The following is a 17791-nucleotide window of genomic DNA, read 5'->3' as shown; positions in this document are numbered from 1 at the left end:
GAAAAGTGTGACGTATTCCGGCGGCGCGGCGGACCGACTACGGTCGGGGCATGGCGTCAGACAAAACCACTGCCGATTATCTGCGCGACGCGTTGGACGGGCGTTGGCGTGATGTGAAGAACGAGACGCGAGTCAAGCTGAGCGGTGATCTATTCCGCCCGCATTACACCCCCAACACCGTGATCGCTCGCGCCAAAGTGGCTGAGCAGATGCAGCGGATCGCGGACGCGGGCGTTTCCGATGAGGGGTTCCGCAAGGAACTCGGCGGGACCGGCGATGTCGGGGCGGCGATCACCATGATCGAGATGCTGGCGATGTCGGACCTATCCCTGATGGTCAAGGCCGGGGTGCAATGGGGCCTGTTCGGCGGCGCCGTCGAGAACCTGGGCACCGAACGCCACGCGGGGTACGTGAAGGACATCATCACCCTCGATCTGCTGGGCTGTTTCGGAATGACCGAGACCGGACACGGCAGCAACGTCCAGGCGCTGGAGACGACCGCGACCTATGACGCCGAGACCGAAGAGTTCGTGATCGACTCCCCCACGCCGACCGCCCGTAAGGACTACATCGGCGGCGCGGCCGAAACCGCCACCATCTCAGCGGTTTTCGCGCAATTGATCACCACAGAGAAGGGCAAGCCCGTTAACCACGGGGTGCACTGCCTTTTGGTGCCACTCCGCGACGAGGAGGGCAATGACCTGCCGGGGGTGACCACCTCAGACTGTCACTACAAGGGCGGCCTGCCCGGCGTCGACAACGGGCGCCTCATGTTCGACCACGTCCGGGTTCCGCGGGAGAACCTGCTGAACAAGTTCGGTGACGTCGCACCCGACGGCACCTACAGCTCACCCATCGAGAACGCGAACCGACGGTTCTTCACCATGATCGGCACCCTGATCCGGGGTCGGGTCACCGTCGGAGGTAGCGCCGGCACGGCAGCACATGTCGCGTTGGACATCGCGACGCGGTATGCGTTGCAGCGCAGGCAGTTTGACGCGCCGGATGAAAAGGGCGAAGTGCTGATCATGGACTACCTGGTGCATCAGCGCCGGCTGTTCCCACTGATCGCGCGGTCCTACGCGCTGCAGTTCGCGCAGAACGAACTGGTGTCGGCGACCCACGACATGCAGACTTCGGATGTAGTCGATGCCGAAGAGCAGCGCGAACTGGAAGCTCGTGCCGCCGGGCTGAAAGCAGCCAACACCTGGCATTGTTCGCGGGCCATCCAAGAGGCCCGAGAGGCCTGTGGTGGCGCGGGCTACATGGCCGAGAACCGGCTGATCGCGCTGCGCGCCGATACCGACGTGTTCACCACGTTCGAGGGCGACAACCACGTGCTGACCCAACTGGTGGCCAAAGAGTTGCTCACGGCGTACGCCGACGACATCAAGAGCATGAGCCCCATGGGATGGGTGCGTTTCGCGGCCAACACCGTGAGTGACCGGGTGATCAAACGCACTGCGGCAGAAGCGATTATGCAGCGAATTGTGGATGCCCGCCAGGACAGGGAAGAAGTGGGCAGCCTCTTCAACCGCGGCACCCAGGTCGAGATGTTCGAAGAGCGCGAGGACTATCTGGTCTCCTCGGTCGCGCGCCGACTGCAGGGCAAGTCCAAAGAGATGTCGGCCTTCGACGCCTTCAACGCCGTGCAGGATCACGTGCTGCACGCGGCGCAAGCCCATATCGACCGGATAGTGCTCGAGGCATTCGTCGCCGGCATCGAGTCGTGCCCGGACAAGGAAGCCAAGAAGTTGCTGGGGCTGGTCTGCGACCTGTATGCCCTGTCGGTGATCGAAGAAGACAAGGCCTGGTACGTCGAGCACACCTTCCTGTCCACCGAGCGGGCCAAGGCTGTCACCCGCGGCATTAACGACCGCTGCCGGCTGCTGCGGCCGCACGCCAAGACTCTGGTCGACGGGTTCGGTATCCCCGAAACGCTGCGCTACGCCGAGATGCTGCACCCGGAGAACCTGCCGGACTAACCACTCACGCCGGCCAGTTCGACCGGCTTTGCTGTCAGGGCGAGCTGCGCATTCACTGCCGCCGGCGCTGTGAGTGCCAGCTGCGCAGCTGGCATGGCGGTGGCTGGTCGGCGGACGTACGCCCGCCACGTCAGCACGGCCGCGCCCGCATAAATGCCCGTGAAGATACAGAAGGCCTCGGTGCCCGTGCCGGTGCTCAGGTAGGACGCGCGCAGCGCGAGGTCGATGCCGACCCCGCCCAGTGCCCCGACGGACGCCACGAAGCCGATTGCGACGCCCGAGATGAGCCGTGACCAGTTCCGGCGCTCGGCCTCACCGATATGCAGCGAACGACTGCACGCCTCGAAGATGGTCGGGATCATTTTGTAGACAGACCCATTGCCCAATCCGGACAGCACGAACAGGGCGATGAAGCAGGCGAAATAGCCGACTGTGGTGGTGCCGCCCACGTAGTGACGATGCTCGTGAACGCTCGCGTCGATCAGTAACCCCGAGGTGAATGCCATGCCGACGAAGACGATCAACGTGAGTCGGCTGCCGCCGATCCGGTCGGCCAGGCGCCCACCGTAGACCCGCGCAAGTGCGGCCAACAACGGGCCCAGGAAAGCTAGTTCTGCGGCATGCAGGCCGGCCTGCGCCACGGTCTGGCCGCCGGCCACGAAGTTGGTCTGCAGCACCTGACCGAAGGCGAAGGAGAAGCCGATGAAGGAGCCGAACGTACCAAGGTAGAGCAGCGAGAGCAGCCAGGTGTCACGCGCCGACAGGACGGCCCCGATGATCGGCCGCAGCGTTTTGGGCTTGACCCGATGCTGCTCAACGTTATTCATGAACAACGTCACTCCGATGACCGCGATCAACAGCGACACCGCACACAGGCCGCACACCAAGTAGGGCTTCCCGTCGCCGACCGTGGCGATGACCGCCAATCCGACCAACTGGATCATCGGTACTCCGAGATTGCCTATCCCACCAGCGATTCCGAGCGCGGAACCCTTGAGCCGGTGCGGGTAGAACGCATTGGCGTTGCTCATCGAGGCGGCGAAGTTCCCACCGCCCAATCCCGTCAGCGCGGCGCATACCAGGTACGGCCACAACGGCAGACCCGGATGCATCAACAACACCATCCCGCCGACAACAGGCAACAGCAACGCCGCCGTCGAGACGATCGCCCAATTGCGGCCACCGAAGATCGTGGTAGCCAACGAGTAAGGCAGGCGCATGCACGCCCCCACCAGGGTCGCCGTAGTGCCCAGCAAGAACTTGTCAGCAGTGGAGAATCCGTAGACATCCTGCGGCATGAACAATGCCATCACCGGCCAGAGCGTCCACACCGAGTAACCCAGGTGCACTGTGACGATCGACCACAGCAGATTTCGTCGCGCGATGACCTTGTTGCCGGCCTCCCACGCCGCCAAATCCTCAGCGTCCCAATGAGAAATGTCGCGTGAGCGAAACAGCGTCTGCTGGTGCATCAAATCCAGAACCTCCTCATGCCTGAATCCCGATGTGGAACAGGACTTTCAGAGTGCCAGGCCGATCGACACACAGCGATAACAACGCAGCCTGAACCTGCTGTAGGTGTCCTGTAAGAGTGCTGAAACGCGAAGGCAGTCTTGGAATTTACTGCGAATATCAACTACCGCAGGGTGATCCGCGCCACAACTAGGGGCCCGACGTGAGCTATTGCTGCGGGATCGGGCCCAGGGCTTTGAGCTTGTTGTCCGGTCCGATTTCGAACTTCACCGTGCCGTTGCCGCTAGGGCAACACTCTTGATCGTCACCTTTTCGCCATTGGTACCGCACGGTTATGGTGTCATCTGCCGGAGGCAGCACGGTGGTATAGGGCTTGGGCTTCGGAGTGGGCGAACCCAACGGCGTGTTGTGATCGAAGAACAGCAGCTGCTGCGGAGTCGACTCCGAGGCAATGGTGGGGATGACCTGCACCCAGTACAACCGGCATTTCCGGGCGCGGCCCCGGGCGATTTCCACCCAGGTAGAACCGGCAACCTCAATCGGAACCGCGGCGATCGCCCGGCGCACCGTGTCGGCAGTCGGGCCGTCCGATTCCTTGCAGTTGTCCGGCTTGGCCGGGGGTGACGCCGAGGGTTTCGAGCCACAACCGGCAGCCAGCACGGCTACCAACATCACAGTAATCACCCGCCATCGCACGGCCGCGAGCCTATCTGACCAGCACCGCCAGGTGTCCGAGGGTCGAGTGGCGACGAGCGTGCGTCTCCAGCGTCGAACCTGCGCTGGCGGCACCGACTGTGCGGTCACGGCCTGAATTGCCGCCGACACGCGATCTGAGCGCACTTTCGCCGCCACCAGGGCACGTTCGGCGTCAAAATATCACCGGCTCAAGGACTTTCACGTACGCGCCAATATCAGCACCGGAGCTTGACGAAAACTGTGAATGTTCCCCCGATTTCGTGAAAATCCCTGCCGCAGCGTACGAATGACGTCACCACGCGAGTAATCTGGCTGCATGTTCGCCGGTCGATGACGACCGTGGACGCACCAATAACCCGTCCGGAGTAGACGCCCGGTTTTGCGTGCCCGTTGCCCGATAGTTTCGGGAGCCGCACAAGGGCACCGAGCCCACTGCGAGAACTACGTAAAACGGGCGAAACCTTGGATGTCCCGTCCCGAAACATCGTTGCCGCAGGATTTGCACATGTCCCGCAGCACCGTTGGAGAGGACTAGGCGGTGAACGGAGGGCAGCTTGAAATCCGCAGATGAGCTCCAGAAGGGGCAGGTGCGCACCATGTGCGCCTACTGTGGCGTCGGATGCGGAATGGTGCTGGAAGTCACACCGGCTGCGCAAAGCGACTCGGGTCACACCAACCTTCTTGCCAAATCCTTTGGAGATAAGGACCATCCGGCCAACTTCGGTCGCTTGTGCACCAAGGGTGCCACGACCGCCGACCTGCTTGCCGCACCCGGTCGCGCGGACTCCGCTTACCTGCGAGCCAAGCGCGGCCAATCGCTTGAACCCGCTGACATAGACACCGCGATCACCCGGTCGGCAAAGCGGTTGCGCGCGATCATCGACAAGCACGGTCCCGACGCGGTCGCCCTCTATGTCTCGGGACAGATGTCCATAGAGGCCCAGTACCTGGCCAACAAGCTGACCAAGGGCTTCATCGGCACCAACCAGATCGAGTCGAACTCACGACTGTGCATGGCGGGCGCGAGTTCGGGTTACAAGCTGTCCCTGGGCGCCGACGGTCCCCCAGGCTCCTACCAGGACCTCGACCAGGCCGACGTCTTCTTCGTCACCGGTGCCAACATGGCCGACTGCCATCCGATCCTGTTCCTGCGGATGATGGAACGGGTCAAGGCCGGCGCCAAACTGATCGTCGTCGACCCGCGACGAACCGCGACCGCCGCCAAGGCCGACCTGTTCATGCAAGTGGCACCCGGCACGGACCTGGCGCTGCTCAACGGATTGCTGCACTTGATCGTGAAGAACGGCCACACCGACCCCGAATTCATCGCGGAGTTCACCACTGGCTGGGACGAGATGCCCAGCTTCCTGGAACAGTTCACTCCGGACCGAGTCAGCGAAATCACCGGGATACCAACCGAAGACATCCACACGGCAGCACGCTGGATCGGCGAGGCCGCCAACTGGGTGACCTGCTGGACGATGGGACTCAACCAGAGCACCCACGGCACCTGGAACACCAACGCGGTCTGCAATCTGCACCTTGCCACTGGCGCGATCGGCAGGCCCGGCAGCGGCCCGTTCTCGCTCACCGGCCAGCCCAACGCAATGGGCGGCCGCGAAATGGGTTACATGGGACCGGGTTTGCCTGGCCAGCGATCGGTAACCTCCACCGACGACCGGGAATTCGTGGAGGATCAGTGGGGTATCCGCCGCGGGTCGTTGCGCACCGACGTCAGCGACGGTGTGATCGACCTTTTCACACGAATGGCCGACGGAAAGATCAAAGCGTGCTGGAACATCTGCACCAATCCCGTTGCCACCGTTCCGAATCGGAAGACGGTGCTGGCCGGCTTGGAGAAGGCCGAGTTGGTGATCACCCAGGACGCATTCCTGGAAACCGAGACCAACTCTTACGCTGATGTGCTGCTACCGGCCGCCCTGTGGACTGAGTCCGAGGGCGTGATGGTCAATTCCGAGCGCAACCTGACTCTGTTCCAACGAGCGGTCGATCCGCCTGGGCAAGCACTTCCTGACTGGCAGATCATCGCCCGGATCGCTTGCGAGATGGGCTATTCGGACTCATTCACCTACTCCTGCGCCGAGGAGGTGTTCGAAGAGATCAAGCGGTTCTGGAACCCCAAGACCGGCTACGACATCCGAGGCGTCAGCTACGAGTGGCTGCGTCAGACCCCGGTGCAGTGGCCCTGCCCACCCGAGAGCACCAACGACCGCAATCCGATCCGCTACCTCAACGACGGCCGCAGCCAGCAACGACTCGTCCGCGAGGACGGCCACGTGCCCCGGCTGGCCTTCCCGACACCGGACGGTCGGGCGGTCTTTTTCGCCCGCCCGCACCTGTTGCCGGCCGAAATGCCCGACACCGACTACCCGTTCCTACTCAACACCGGGCGGCTACCGCATCAATGGCACACGATGACCAAAACAGGAAAGGTCGCCAAGCTCAACAAGCTCAACCCGGGGCCCATGGCGGAGATTCATCCGCAGGACGCCGCCCGTCTGCAGATCAGTGACGGTGATCGGGTCGAGATCGCATCGCGCCGGGGCCGCGCGCTGCTGCCCGCGGTGGTCACCGATCGGGTGCGGCCCGGTGACTGCTTCGCACCCTTCCATTGGAATGACTCGTTCGGCGAATACCTTTCGATCAACGCGGTCACCAACGACGCCGTCGACCCGATATCGCGCCAACCGGAATACAAAGTCTGCGCGGTCACCCTGACCAAAGTCGCCAGCGCCCTACCGCAGGATGCCCCACAATCGGCCAGCCTGTCCCAGATCGACGCCATCGCCGAGTTCCTCGGGGTGGCGGCCGAGCCGGCCCCCGAGTTCGACGCACACGGCCGCGCCTACCTCGCGGGCCTGATGGCCGGGCTCCGCACATCAGCCGGCACCTCTGCCGGACGTTCGGCCACCGGAGTCCCCACATTGCCGGTCAGCGCTCCGTTCGACACCCGCACCCGAATGTGGGTAGACGGTGTGATCGCAGGCATGCTGTCGGGCACCCCGGGCCCGATATCGTCAGCGGCCGTCACATCCACCGAGACCGCCCCCGAGCGGGTCCCGATCGTGCTGCTCTGGGCCTCCCAGACCGGCAACGCCGAGGACCTCGCCACCGGCATCGCCGCCCAACTACGCGACGCCCAGCTACCGGTCGCCCTGCACGGAATGGACGACTTCCCCGTCGGTCGCCTACCGGACACCCGCGAGTTGCTGCTGATCACCAGCACCACCGGCGACGGTGACCCTCCGGACAACGGGACCGCACTATGGCGGGCGCTGACAGCCGACGACGCGCCGCGCCTGGCCGCCACCCGCTACGCCGTGCTCGCCCTCGGTGACTCCAACTACGCCGACTTCTGCGGCCACGGACGCAAGCTCGACGAACGGCTGGCCGAACTCGGCGCGACCCGCATCGCCGGACGCGTCGACTGCGAACCCGACTACGACGACACCGCCGCCGGCTGGCTCAACGACGTTCTGCGGGCGCTGACAGCGACGCCGAACGCCATACCGCCAGCGACACCCAAGACAGCCGAGACCGCCAAGTACTCGAAGAGACGCCCGCTGGTCACCGACTTGATCCGCAACACGACGCTGAGCCGGCCGCAATCAGTAAAAGACGTGCGCCAGTTGGTTTTTCACATTCCCGAAGACGCCGTCAGCTATGAGGCCGGCGACGCGCTGGGAGTGTGGCCGCACAACAACGAGCAATACGTCGATGAATGGCTGACCGTGACCGGTCTCGACGGACGCACCGAGGTGGAGATCGGCGACGGGACCGCTAGTGGCCCGATGTCATTACGCACCGCATTGACCGATCGGTTCGAGATCGCCCACATCAGCCCGGACCTACTGCGGTTCGTGCAACAACACACCAAGGACACCGACGCGGCTGGACACCTCAGCAGTCTGATGCGGTCGGAAAACAAAGCCGCACTGGCGGATTGGACGTGGGGGCGCCAATCCGTGGATCTGCTCACGCACGCACCGGTCACTGCATCCGTCGCCGAATGGCTGAGCGTACTCAAACCGCTTCAGCCGCGGCTGTATTCGATTTCCTCCAGCCCGAAGGAGCACCCCGGCGAAGTTCACCTGACGGTTTCGCCGGTGCGTTACAACCTGCACGGAGTTCCGCGTCGGGGTGTCTGCTCGACGTATCTCGCCGACCGCTCCCCCAGCGACCGGATCGCGGTGTACGTCCAGACGTCGAGGAACTTCCGGCCGCCGACCGACCCGCAAACTCCGATGATCATGGTCGGGCCCGGGACGGGGATCGCCCCTTTCCGTGGTTTCCTGCAGGAACGACGCGCGCTCGGCCACACCGGACCCAACTGGCTGTTCTTCGGCGAGCAGCACGCCGCCACCGACTTCTACTACCGCGACGAGATCCAGACGATGCACGCCGATGGACTTCTCACCGAATTGGATCTCGCATTCTCCCGGGATCAGCAGGAGAAGGTCTACGTCCAGCACCTGATGCGCAAGCGGGGCGCGCAGCTATGGCGATGGCTGCAGGACGGCGCTCAGCTGTACGTCTGCGGCTCCGCCGACCCGATGGCCAAGGACGTCGACCAGGCGATCTGCGACATCGCGACTGAACACGGCCACCTCGAACTCGACGCAGCAAAGGCCTACGTGCAATCGCTGAGCGCCGAAAAGCGCTACCACCGCGATGTGTACTAATTCCACTTTCTGGGCAATCTGTAATGCGGCGGAAACGTCGCACCACTTCCGCTGAAACATGAACGTCGCACCATTCACCCTAGAGATTGCGGGCTCAAGGGAGGGGTCGTACGCGTGGCTCGGGAGTCGAATCGTCCCAATGGGACCAACGGTAATGGTTCTTGTCCTTTGCACTGTCAGTCGCGGAACCGCGGCGCGCCTACAGACGCGCGGGCTGAACAGGTCGATTGGGCGGGAATGTCGGTCAATCTGGACCTGGCGTTCTCGCAGAATCAGCGTGACAAGGTGTTCACCCAGCATCTGCTGCGCCGGCGCGGGACGCTGTTGCGACGCTGGTCACGCGATGTCGCGCCGATCTGTGTCTGCCAGATTGCGGACTACGATCACCTGAGCCCGAACACCGGGCGGTCCGTTTCCAATCTTTGACCGTTGTTTTGCTGACCGGAACTTGAGCCGGGCCAAATCAGCGATACCGTGACCTGAGACACACCCAGTCACGGATGGAGATTGCGAATGAGCGATGCCCGCCTGCCACGATTCCCGGCCGCGCTGTCCACGCCGAGCCTTAATCGCGGGGTGGGTTTCACGCACGAGGAGCGCCGGCGGCTGGGGCTGACCGGGCGCCTGCCGTCGGCGGTTATCACCCTAGAACAACAAGCCGATCGGGTGTGGCGCCAGTTACAAAGCATGTCCACGAATCTGGGTCGTAATCTGCTGCTCGAGCAGTTGCACTACCGCCACGAACTTTTGTATTACAAGGTGCTGACTGACCATCTAGTGGAGCTGATGCCGGTGGTGTACACCCCCACGGTCGGCGAAGCGATTCAACGGTTCTCTGATGAGTACCGCGGACAGCGTGGGTTGTTTTTGAGCATCGACGAACCGGACGACGTCACGGTGGCCTTCGAACTTCTGGACCAAGGCCCCTTCGACATCGACCTGATCGTGTGCACCGACGCCGAGGCGATCCTGGGCATCGGCGACTGGGGCGTCGGTGGAATCCAGATCGCCGTCGGCAAGTTGGCGCTCTACACCGCAGGGGGCGGCATCGACCCGCGGCGCACGCTGGCGGTGTCGCTGGATGTCGGCACCGACAACGAGCAATTGCTGCAGGATCCGTTTTATCTGGGCAATCGCCACGGGCGTCGCAGCGGTGCCGAGTACGAGGCATTCATCAAGCACTACGTCGAGACCGCGCACCAAACGTTTCCGCGGGCGTTGCTGCACTTCGAGGACTTCGGGCCGGCCAACGCACGGATGATCCTCGAGACCTACGGTGACGAGTACTGCGTCTTCAACGATGACGTGCAGGGCACCGGCGCTGTGGTGGTGGCCGCGGTAGCCGGCGGCTCGGAGGCCACCGGACGTCCAATGCGACACCAACGGGTCATCGTGTTCGGGGCGGGCACCGCGGGGATCGGCGTCGCCGATCAGATCCGCGACGCCATGGTCGCCGACGGCGCCACCGTCGAGCAGGCCACCTCGCAGATCTTTGCGATCGACCGCCAGGGCCTGTTGTTCGACGACATGACCCACATGCGTGACTTCCAGCTACCGTACGCAAAAAACCGCGCCCAGCTGGGCGTGGCCGCCGACGATCGAGTCGGACTGGTCGACGCCATCAAACTCGCTTCGCCGACCGTCCTGCTCGGATCCTCCGCGGTGTCCGGCGCGTTCACGCAGGAGGTCGTCGAGGCGATGACAGCATCCTGCGATCGCCCGATGATCTTCCCGCTGTCCAACCCGACTTCGCGGATGGAGGCAACGCCTCCCGACGTGTTGACGTGGTCGAAGGGGCAGGCGTTGATCGCCACCGGAAGCCCGGTCGCGCCAATCGAATACGACGGAACCACCTACACCATCGGCCAAGCCAACAATGTGCTGGTGTTCCCGGGCATCGGGCTCGGTGTGATCGTCGCCGGCGCCCGCCTACTCACCCAGGGCATGTTGCAGGCTGCGGCGAAAGCCATTGCACACCTGGCCAATCCGACGAACCCCGGAGATTCTCTGCTGCCGGACGTGGAGGATCTGCGCGACGTCTCGAAGGCGGTGGCCGAAGCCGTTTACCAGGCCGCCGTCGCTGACGGGGTGGCCACCAAGACGCATGATGACGTCGCGCAGGTGATCGCCGACACCATGTGGCTGCCGGAATACGACTAACGGCGCCGGTCCGCTGACCTATCGCACAGCTTGGATGCCGTAGAGAGTCGCCGAAGCGATAGCTGATGCACCCAGCGCAAGTCGGAGGGTTCGTTCGGGTATGCGCGGCTGCAAAAGAGCGCCCACGTAACCACCGATCAGGCCGCCTGCACCGGCAATCAGCCCGACCGACCAGTCGGGTGCTATGTGCTGCCCTGTCGTGGCGACTGCCAGGACGCCATAGGTGAGCGCCCCGGCGGCCGAGGTCACGAAAGTTGATACCAGCGTTGCCGGCGCGACAGTGGCGATCGGGAGTCCTCGGCCCACCAGGATCGGGCTGAGCAACGATCCGCCGCCGATTCCGTAGATGCCGCCGATCACGCCGACGCCGGCGGCGAGTGCCACGGTGACGTTGCGTCCCAGCGGCGCTGCTCGCGGGCGGGATGTCTGCCGGCTTCTCAGCAAGAGCCAGATACCAAGTGGCAGAAGCAATATAGCCATCAAGACCCGGAAAACTGCGGCACCGGGAAGGAGGAATACTCGAAGCACCGCACCGACCACGACGCCCGGCAATGTACCGATCAACAGAACCGCGGTGAGCGGGCTGTTCAGCGACGCCTGGGTGCGATACCGGGCCAACGCGCCAGGGATAGCGACGATATTGAACAGAAGATTGGTCGGGGTGATTGCGGGGTTGGGCACCCGCAAGACGCTGAACTGGATGGGAAGCAAGAACACCGCCCCCGACACACCCACTGGCGCGGTGAGCACCGCCACCCCGAAACCCGCGACGAAGCACAGCAACACGCTTCCAGCTGTGTTCACCCTTTGCTCCTAGGGAGCATCTTCCTCAGAGTCAGGGCCTGCCACTGGCAAGCCCGCTTCCTCCCAGGCGCCGAATCCGCCGAGCAGGTCGGCGACATCTTTGAACCCCGACGCCTGAAAAAGGCTGGCGGCGATCATGGAGCGGGTTCCACTCGCGCAATAGGTGACTACCGGCGCGGATTTGTCGAGCTCGGTCAGTGCATCCGCCAATGCGGGCAAGGGGACGTTGCGCGCGCCAGGGATCGCGCCGTCAACCTCGGCCTTGCCGCGCACGTCAACCACCTGCAGGTCTGAATTTGATCTGCGCAGTTGGTCGACTTGATCGGCGGTGTACCGCGCAGTGACCTCGATTAGGTCGGGGCGATCCGCGGAAACCGTTGCCAGATCGTTCAATTGGCCCACAACTCGATCCAGGCCGACCCGCGCCAGCCGGACCCGTGATTCACGCGCGTTCGCGGAATCACCGACCAGGACGATGTCGCGATCGATCTTCAACACACCACCGGCCCACTCGGCGAAGCGGCCCTGCAGACTCACATTGATGGCGCCGCGGAAATGACCGGCCGCGAATTCTTCTGCCGTACGACTGTCCAGCAGGCTCGCGCCCGCCGCGGCGTATGCGCCGACAGCTTCAACGTTCAGCAACTCTGGCGTCGTCTCGTTCAACAGTGGGCGCTGCTCCCGGTTACGCCGCGAGTCGTATTCGAAGTATCGCGGTTGCACCGCTTGCTCAGAGGTGAGTGAAGCGACAAACTCCTCGACGTCGACGATCTTGGCCGCATAGTTGGTCTCGCGTTGCTCGCCGATGGTCGAACTGGTGTCGCTCGACATCTGCTTACCGCACGTCGAACCGGCCCCGTGGGCGGGGAATACCCGCGTTGCGTCGGGTAGTTTGAGGAGCTTGCCGTGCAGCGTGTCGTACAGCGTGCGCGCCAGGCTCTCCGCCGAAATACCGGCATCGGCCAGCAGATCTGGCCTTCCGACGTCGCCCACGAACAACGCGTCGCCGGTGAGCACACCGTAGGGCACCTGATCCTCGGGACGCTCGTACACCACAACCGAGATCGACTCCGGCGTGTGTCCCGGCGTCGAAAGAATCTCAAAAGTAACTTCTCCCAGTGAGATTCGCTGCCCGTCGCGCAGCGGTTCGATGGGGAACTCGACGTCGGCCTGCTCGCCGTAGGAAATCACCGCTCCGGTGGCCGCCGCCAACTCCAGGTGACCGCTCAAGAAGTCGGCGTGGATGTGCGTTTCGATGATCCGCTCGATACGCAGGTCGTGTTCGGCCGCTTCCCTGATGTACTCGTTGACGTCACGTCGCGGATCCACCACGACGGCACGGCCGGTCGTCTCATCCCCGATCAGATACGAGGCCTGCGACAGGCAATCCAGGTAGTGCTGGGTGAAAATCATGGAGTCCTCCTTGGCCGATCAGGCCACGTTCAGGTCCGTCAGCGCCGCGCCTCAGGTTGCCCGTAGAGGGCAACCACCACGGTGCGGTTCAGGCTGTTGTCTGACCACACACCCATCGTCGTATTGGCGCAATCACGCATGATCGCAAGGTATTCCGGGTTGTCGTACCACTGCCGCATCAACTCGAGGCTGCTGATGGCGAGCGCCGGGTTGATCGCGATGGTCTCGGACACTTTGCCCCGGAAACCGGCGGCGTTGGCCCTACTCTGCGGCGTCGACCCGTCGGACCCGATGTCGTCGTTGATGTTCGGATTGCCGAGCATGTCGTCGGCATGCCATTGAGCCGCCAGGTATAACGAGTTGCTCACCGTGACGTCGTTCGTACAGCCCGCATGTTGCTGGGTGGTGTAAACCCCGGAGATAACGGCGTCGTTGAGCCTCTTGTTGTCGGCGTGAGCTGCCGGAAGCCCCAATGTTGCTGCCGTCCCAACGATTACGGCACCCGACAGCACGCGAATACCGAGGTGTGATCGGCCCTCCATGCGAACCCCCTCGTTTACACCGGGTCGAACTTCGAAACGAGCCATCGTCCGTCGACCTTCTCGAGCGTCACCCGAACCACAGGTTGTGTGTCCGTGGGAGTTCCGCCCTCGCCGACCGTCACGGTCTGGTTGAGGAACAGCAGCACGACCGCGTGATCGGCCGTTGCCGAAACCGACGATGCGGCACTGACTTTCGCCACCGCGGCGATGCGCTTCTCTTGCGCACCGGGGATGACGACCTGGCGGGTCAGGGCGGTGTAGGCGTCCTTGAATTCACCGGTCAGCCGTTCCCGCGCGGCGCCAAGGTCCTTCGCCGCCGTGTCCGGACGGTACGACAGCAGCGCGACCGCGTCTTCGCCGGCAACTCGGACGGATTCGGTGCGTGCCCGCGCCGCCTCGGTCCCCGACACGTCCAGCCACTTGAAATAGCCCGCCGTCAGCGCCAGTAACAGCGCAACCGCCGGCAGCAGTCCGAAGGCGACCACCCGCGGCCACTCGATCGGGCGCTTCTCCCGGCGCTTTTCGGTCGCTACCTCGTCCTCGTCGTCGGACTCGTCGTCTGACTCGTCATCGGAGTCCTGGTCCGATTCGGTGGTTGCGTCCTCCTGGATCGTCGGCTCGACATCCGGCGCAACGACTGTTGCGTCCTCGCCGGCTGTTTCCTCGTCGTCCGTCGCCGCGATAGCAGCATTCCTTTCGCTCACTGTCGTCTCACTCAGTGTCGTCATGGCACGAACACCACGTTGGACATCTTGGCATCCTCACCGACCGCTTTGACCTCGATTCGCATGCGCCATTCTCGCGGCGCCTCCTCACCGGCAGCGGTCCGCGACTTCACGGCGACCGCCACCAAGATCAGCGCCGAGTCGCCTTGCTGTGATTCCAGTCCCGCATCGGTCACCGAGCCTTCCGATTTCGACTGCGCGGCCTTGACCAGTTCGATGAACGGCTTGGACCGATGCTCGAAATCGTCGCGGAACGATCCGGTGGCGAGGTCGAGGATTCGCTGCACGTCGGTGTCGACCTCTTCGAAGTTGATCGTGGTGAGGTTCACCGCGCCCTGGCGGGCAACCTGCACGAACAAGTTGCGTTGAGCCTGAGCCTCGTGCTGTTGGTAGGCGCGGTAGCCGAGCCAGACCGTCAGCCCGATGAGCAACGCGACGGCGACCCCGCTGGCCACCAGCGCGCGCCCGACATGGGAAAGCCGCCCCACCGGGTTGGGCAGCCGCCGGCGGGCTTGTTTTCCAGCGGACGGGCTCTCGTCGGCCTCGGCAATTTCTTCGAGATCGCTGTCGTCTTCGAGATCGATCTCGTCTTCGATCTCGACTGTCTTTGACAGACTGACCTTTTCCTCGGCCTCAGCTTCATCAGGCTTCTCGGCCATATTGCTCCTTAGCGGTATTGCCTAAAGTGTCGGCACCAGCAGGGACTGCCAGTTCTTGGCACGCGGGTGCGCCAGGTCGGCTTCGGTGTAACGGTGGCCGTCGGGACCCACATAGTCGCCGGTGGCCGGGTCGTAGGTTGCGACCGCCACCGGCGCTACCGGTGCGGCCGGTGGCGGTGGCGGCGCGGTGCCCCGCGGCGGTGGCAGCCGCGGATCTTGACCGGGCGGATACTGCGGCACACCCTGACCGCTGGTGGTGGCGTTGGGGTCGCCCTTCCAGTGGTAGCCGTCGTTGAGCGGCACGTACTCCTCGTCGCTTTCGCACATCTCGACGGTGGGAGCCCGCTTCCAGGGCTTCGTCTCGCATGGAATATTGCGTGCGCCACGAACATTGAGCTCAGAGTCCTGTGGCAGTCGGCAATACAGCTCTGCCGCAGGCCGATCCGGAGCGTCAACCATGGACGGCGAGCGTCGTTGACCCGGCGGCAGGAAGCCGGTCGTGCACGGCGGTGGCGAGTTCATGTTGAGATTGAAGTCGAGATAGAAGCCGGTGTAGTCCTGTTTGGTACCGGAGTTCGGCACCAGCGACCCCGCCATCACCGCGATGCCCTGAGGCAGCAGCACCAGAATCTGTTCGATGTCGTGGCGGTAGACGTAGGCGATGTCCCCGAGGCTCACCAGGTTGGCGAACAGCACCGGCACCGCCGGAGCGATCCGGTCGAACATGGCCCGACCTTCTTCCAGGCCGGAACTGCCCTGCGTCAACAGGTCTCGCAGCGCCGCATCCTGCGCCTGGAATTGTGCGGTGATGGCTGCGGTTCGATGAGCCCAGGTGGCGATCGCGTCCGATGTCTGCACCTGGGAGTTCAGCACCGGCGGGGTCTGGTCGATCAGAGTGCCAAGGGGGCCGACGGTCTTTCCGCCCGCGATTGCCAATGCCGTTGAGCCGTCGACGATCCGGGACAGCTCTGGACCCAGCCCGCCGACCGCCCGGTTGCCCTCGTCCATCAACGTGCGTAAGTTTTCCCGCGGAATCGCTTGCAGCGCACGGTTGGTCATGTCCAGCAATCTTCCGATGTCGACCGGCACATCCACCTTGCCCGCCGGAATGATGTCGCCGGCACGTAACTGCCTGGATTGGTGTTCGTCCTTGCCGGCCTGCGGGGTCAGTTCGATGAACTGCTCGCCGATCGCCGAACGACTGTGCACGGATGCCTGCACTTCGGCGGGCACCTTGACGCCGGATCTCATGGCGAGAACGGCACGCACTCCGGTGGCGGTGACATTGACCGACCTGACCTGGCCCACGTCGGTGCCGCGATAGGTGACCACCGAATTCTCGTACAGCCCGCCGGACTCCGGCAGGTCGACGGTGACGTTGTACTCACCGATCCCGAACAGGGTTTCGGGCAGCTTCATGTAGTTGAAAGCCATTGCGCCACAGGAAACCAACGTCACCACTGTCAGCACTGCCAGCTGGATCCAGGTCTTTCGAGTCAGGCGCAGCATCAGTACCCCTCGAAGTGGTACGGGACAGTCAACGGATTGCCGGCCGTGGCGGGGCTGGGCTGCATGCCGATGGTGCGGCCCCACTGCAGTTCCAGTCGGGTCATGTTGCCCTCAAAGTGGGTGCCGGTGAGTATCCCGGTGTCTATCCGGCTCAACGTCAGGTCGACGATCATGGTGAGGTTGGCGTAGTCACCCCGGAACCAGTTGGTGACCGTGGAGGTCGGCCAGGGGTAAGTCGCCAGACCGTCCAAACCCTTGGTGAGCGCTGGTCCGGCATCGGCGAGTCTGCGCAGCACCGGCGCGATCTGGCGCAGGTTGTTCACCAGGGATTCTTTGCTCTGGCGCAGGGTGTCCGCCGCGATCGCACTGAACTTGCCGAGTTGGTCGATCGCGTCGGCGATTTGGGTGCGTTCTTTCGCCAGCACCGCGAGCGCTTTGGGAACGGTCATCAAGGCTCGGTCGACGACCGCATCCTTGGCGGCGAACTGGGCGGCCAACGCGTTGAGATTCTCCGCGGCCGAGATGATGTCGTCGGTCTGCTTGTTCGTGCCGGCGACGAACTCGTCGATCTGGCGCAGCAGACTGCGCATGTCGTTTTCGCGGCCGGCGAAGGCCTTCGCAACCGATTGGGTGATTTCCTGCAGTTGGGCCAGGCCACCACCATTCAGCAGGACCGAGACCGAAGCCAGGGTCTGCTCGGTGGTCGGGTACATACTCGCGTGCGACAGCGGGATGACCGACCCGTTCTTGAGTTGGCCGACCGGTTGCTGGTCCTTCGGCGGCGCCAGTTCGATGTGCATCGAGCCGAGCAGGCTGGTCTGGCCGATCTTGGCCGTCGAATTGGCCGGCAGTTTGACGTCGCCGTTGATGCGCATGGTGACCAGCGCGTGCCAGTCCTGGACCTCGATTTTGATGACGTTGCCGATGTTGACGTCGTCCACCCGGACGCGGGTGTTTTCCTGGATGTTCACCACGTCGGGGAGTTGCGCCTGGATCGTGTACGAATCCGGTCCGCCGCCCGAGGTGCCGGGTAGCGCGAATGAATTCAGGCCATGCCAGTCACACCCCGGCAGCGCCCCGATGCACGCAACGCTGAGAACGGCGAGGATGGCGCGCCTCATC

At 63.8% G+C, this 17791-nt stretch carries 13 protein-coding genes; 4 read left to right on the top strand and 9 right to left on the bottom strand.

All coding sequences use genetic code 11. The features are described from left to right. The first annotated feature begins 50 nt into the window (after nucleotides 1-50). The gene (locus ACZY1I_RS15900) at nucleotides 51-1985 is read left to right on the top strand and encodes an acyl-CoA dehydrogenase family protein (protein ID WP_463755401.1); all 1935 of its coding nucleotides are present in this window, start codon (nucleotides 51-53) and stop codon (nucleotides 1983-1985) included. On the opposite strand, the gene ACZY1I_RS15895 is transcribed toward ACZY1I_RS15900, so the two are convergent. Together ACZY1I_RS15895 and ACZY1I_RS15890 are read right to left on the bottom strand one after the other, a co-directional pair. Continuing rightward, nucleotides 1982-3457: a nitrate/nitrite transporter gene (locus tag ACZY1I_RS15895; protein ID WP_463755400.1), complete on the bottom strand. Its 1476-nt coding sequence runs from the start codon at nucleotides 3455-3457 to the stop codon at nucleotides 1982-1984. The two genes, ACZY1I_RS15900 and ACZY1I_RS15895, sit on opposite strands and share 4 nt — an antisense overlap. 208 nt (nucleotides 3458-3665) lie before the next feature. Further along, on the bottom strand, nucleotides 3666-4130 hold the full coding sequence (locus ACZY1I_RS15890) for an LppP/LprE family lipoprotein (RefSeq protein WP_463755739.1): 465 nt from the start codon (nucleotides 4128-4130) through the stop codon (nucleotides 3666-3668). Nucleotides 4131-4750: 620 nt separating this feature from the next. Here ACZY1I_RS15890 and ACZY1I_RS15885 point away from each other — a divergent pair. From ACZY1I_RS15885 to ACZY1I_RS15875, 3 genes are all read left to right on the top strand, one after another. After that, nucleotides 4751-8857: a molybdopterin-dependent oxidoreductase gene (locus ACZY1I_RS15885; protein WP_463755738.1), complete on the top strand. Its 4107-nt coding sequence runs from the start codon at nucleotides 4751-4753 to the stop codon at nucleotides 8855-8857. Nucleotides 8858-9094: 237 nt separating this feature from the next. Next, entirely contained in the window at nucleotides 9095-9283 is a 189-nt protein-coding gene (locus ACZY1I_RS15880) for a hypothetical protein (protein ID WP_463755399.1), read from the top strand. A gap of 87 nt (nucleotides 9284-9370) precedes the next feature. Continuing rightward, the gene (locus ACZY1I_RS15875) at nucleotides 9371-11017 is read left to right on the top strand and encodes an NAD-dependent malic enzyme (protein ID WP_463755398.1); all 1647 of its coding nucleotides are present in this window, start codon (nucleotides 9371-9373) and stop codon (nucleotides 11015-11017) included. A gap of 18 nt (nucleotides 11018-11035) precedes the next feature. Here the strand turns inward: ACZY1I_RS15875 and ACZY1I_RS15870 are convergent, their stop codons facing one another. From ACZY1I_RS15870 to ACZY1I_RS15840, 7 genes are read right to left on the bottom strand one after another with little or no spacing between them, the layout of a single operon-like run. Further along, nucleotides 11036-11821, bottom strand: coding sequence for a TSUP family transporter (locus ACZY1I_RS15870; protein ID WP_463755397.1), 786 nt, complete (start codon nucleotides 11819-11821; stop codon nucleotides 11036-11038). A gap of 9 nt (nucleotides 11822-11830) precedes the next feature. Further along, a complete protein-coding gene (locus ACZY1I_RS15865; RefSeq protein ID WP_463755396.1) occupies nucleotides 11831-13234 on the bottom strand; it encodes an MBL fold metallo-hydrolase in 1404 nt (467 codons plus the stop codon). A 38-nt stretch (nucleotides 13235-13272) separates the two neighbouring features. Continuing rightward, a complete protein-coding gene (locus ACZY1I_RS15860; RefSeq protein ID WP_463755395.1) occupies nucleotides 13273-13776 on the bottom strand; it encodes a CAP domain-containing protein in 504 nt (167 codons plus the stop codon). A 14-nt stretch (nucleotides 13777-13790) separates the two neighbouring features. Continuing rightward, the gene (locus ACZY1I_RS15855) at nucleotides 13791-14504 is read right to left on the bottom strand and encodes a hypothetical protein (protein ID WP_463755394.1); all 714 of its coding nucleotides are present in this window, start codon (nucleotides 14502-14504) and stop codon (nucleotides 13791-13793) included. Then, nucleotides 14501-15160 (bottom strand): Mce protein, encoded by a 660-nt coding sequence (locus ACZY1I_RS15850; protein WP_463755393.1) that lies wholly within the window; start codon nucleotides 15158-15160, stop codon nucleotides 14501-14503. Before ACZY1I_RS15850 ends, ACZY1I_RS15855 begins: the two co-directional genes overlap by 4 nt. 21 nt (nucleotides 15161-15181) lie before the next feature. Beyond that, nucleotides 15182-16669: an MCE family protein gene (locus ACZY1I_RS15845; protein ID WP_463755392.1), complete on the bottom strand. Its 1488-nt coding sequence runs from the start codon at nucleotides 16667-16669 to the stop codon at nucleotides 15182-15184. Further along, nucleotides 16669-17790, bottom strand: coding sequence for an MCE family protein (locus ACZY1I_RS15840; RefSeq protein ID WP_463755737.1), 1122 nt, complete (start codon nucleotides 17788-17790; stop codon nucleotides 16669-16671). The genes ACZY1I_RS15845 and ACZY1I_RS15840 overlap by 1 nt, the downstream gene beginning before the upstream one ends. Between the last annotated feature and the right edge of the window lies 1 nt (nucleotide 17791).

The organism is Mycobacterium sp. IDUB_37 (assembly GCF_055419245.1).
Note: the sequence above shows the minus strand (reverse complement) of the source record. Positions and strands in the feature narration are given on the sequence as shown.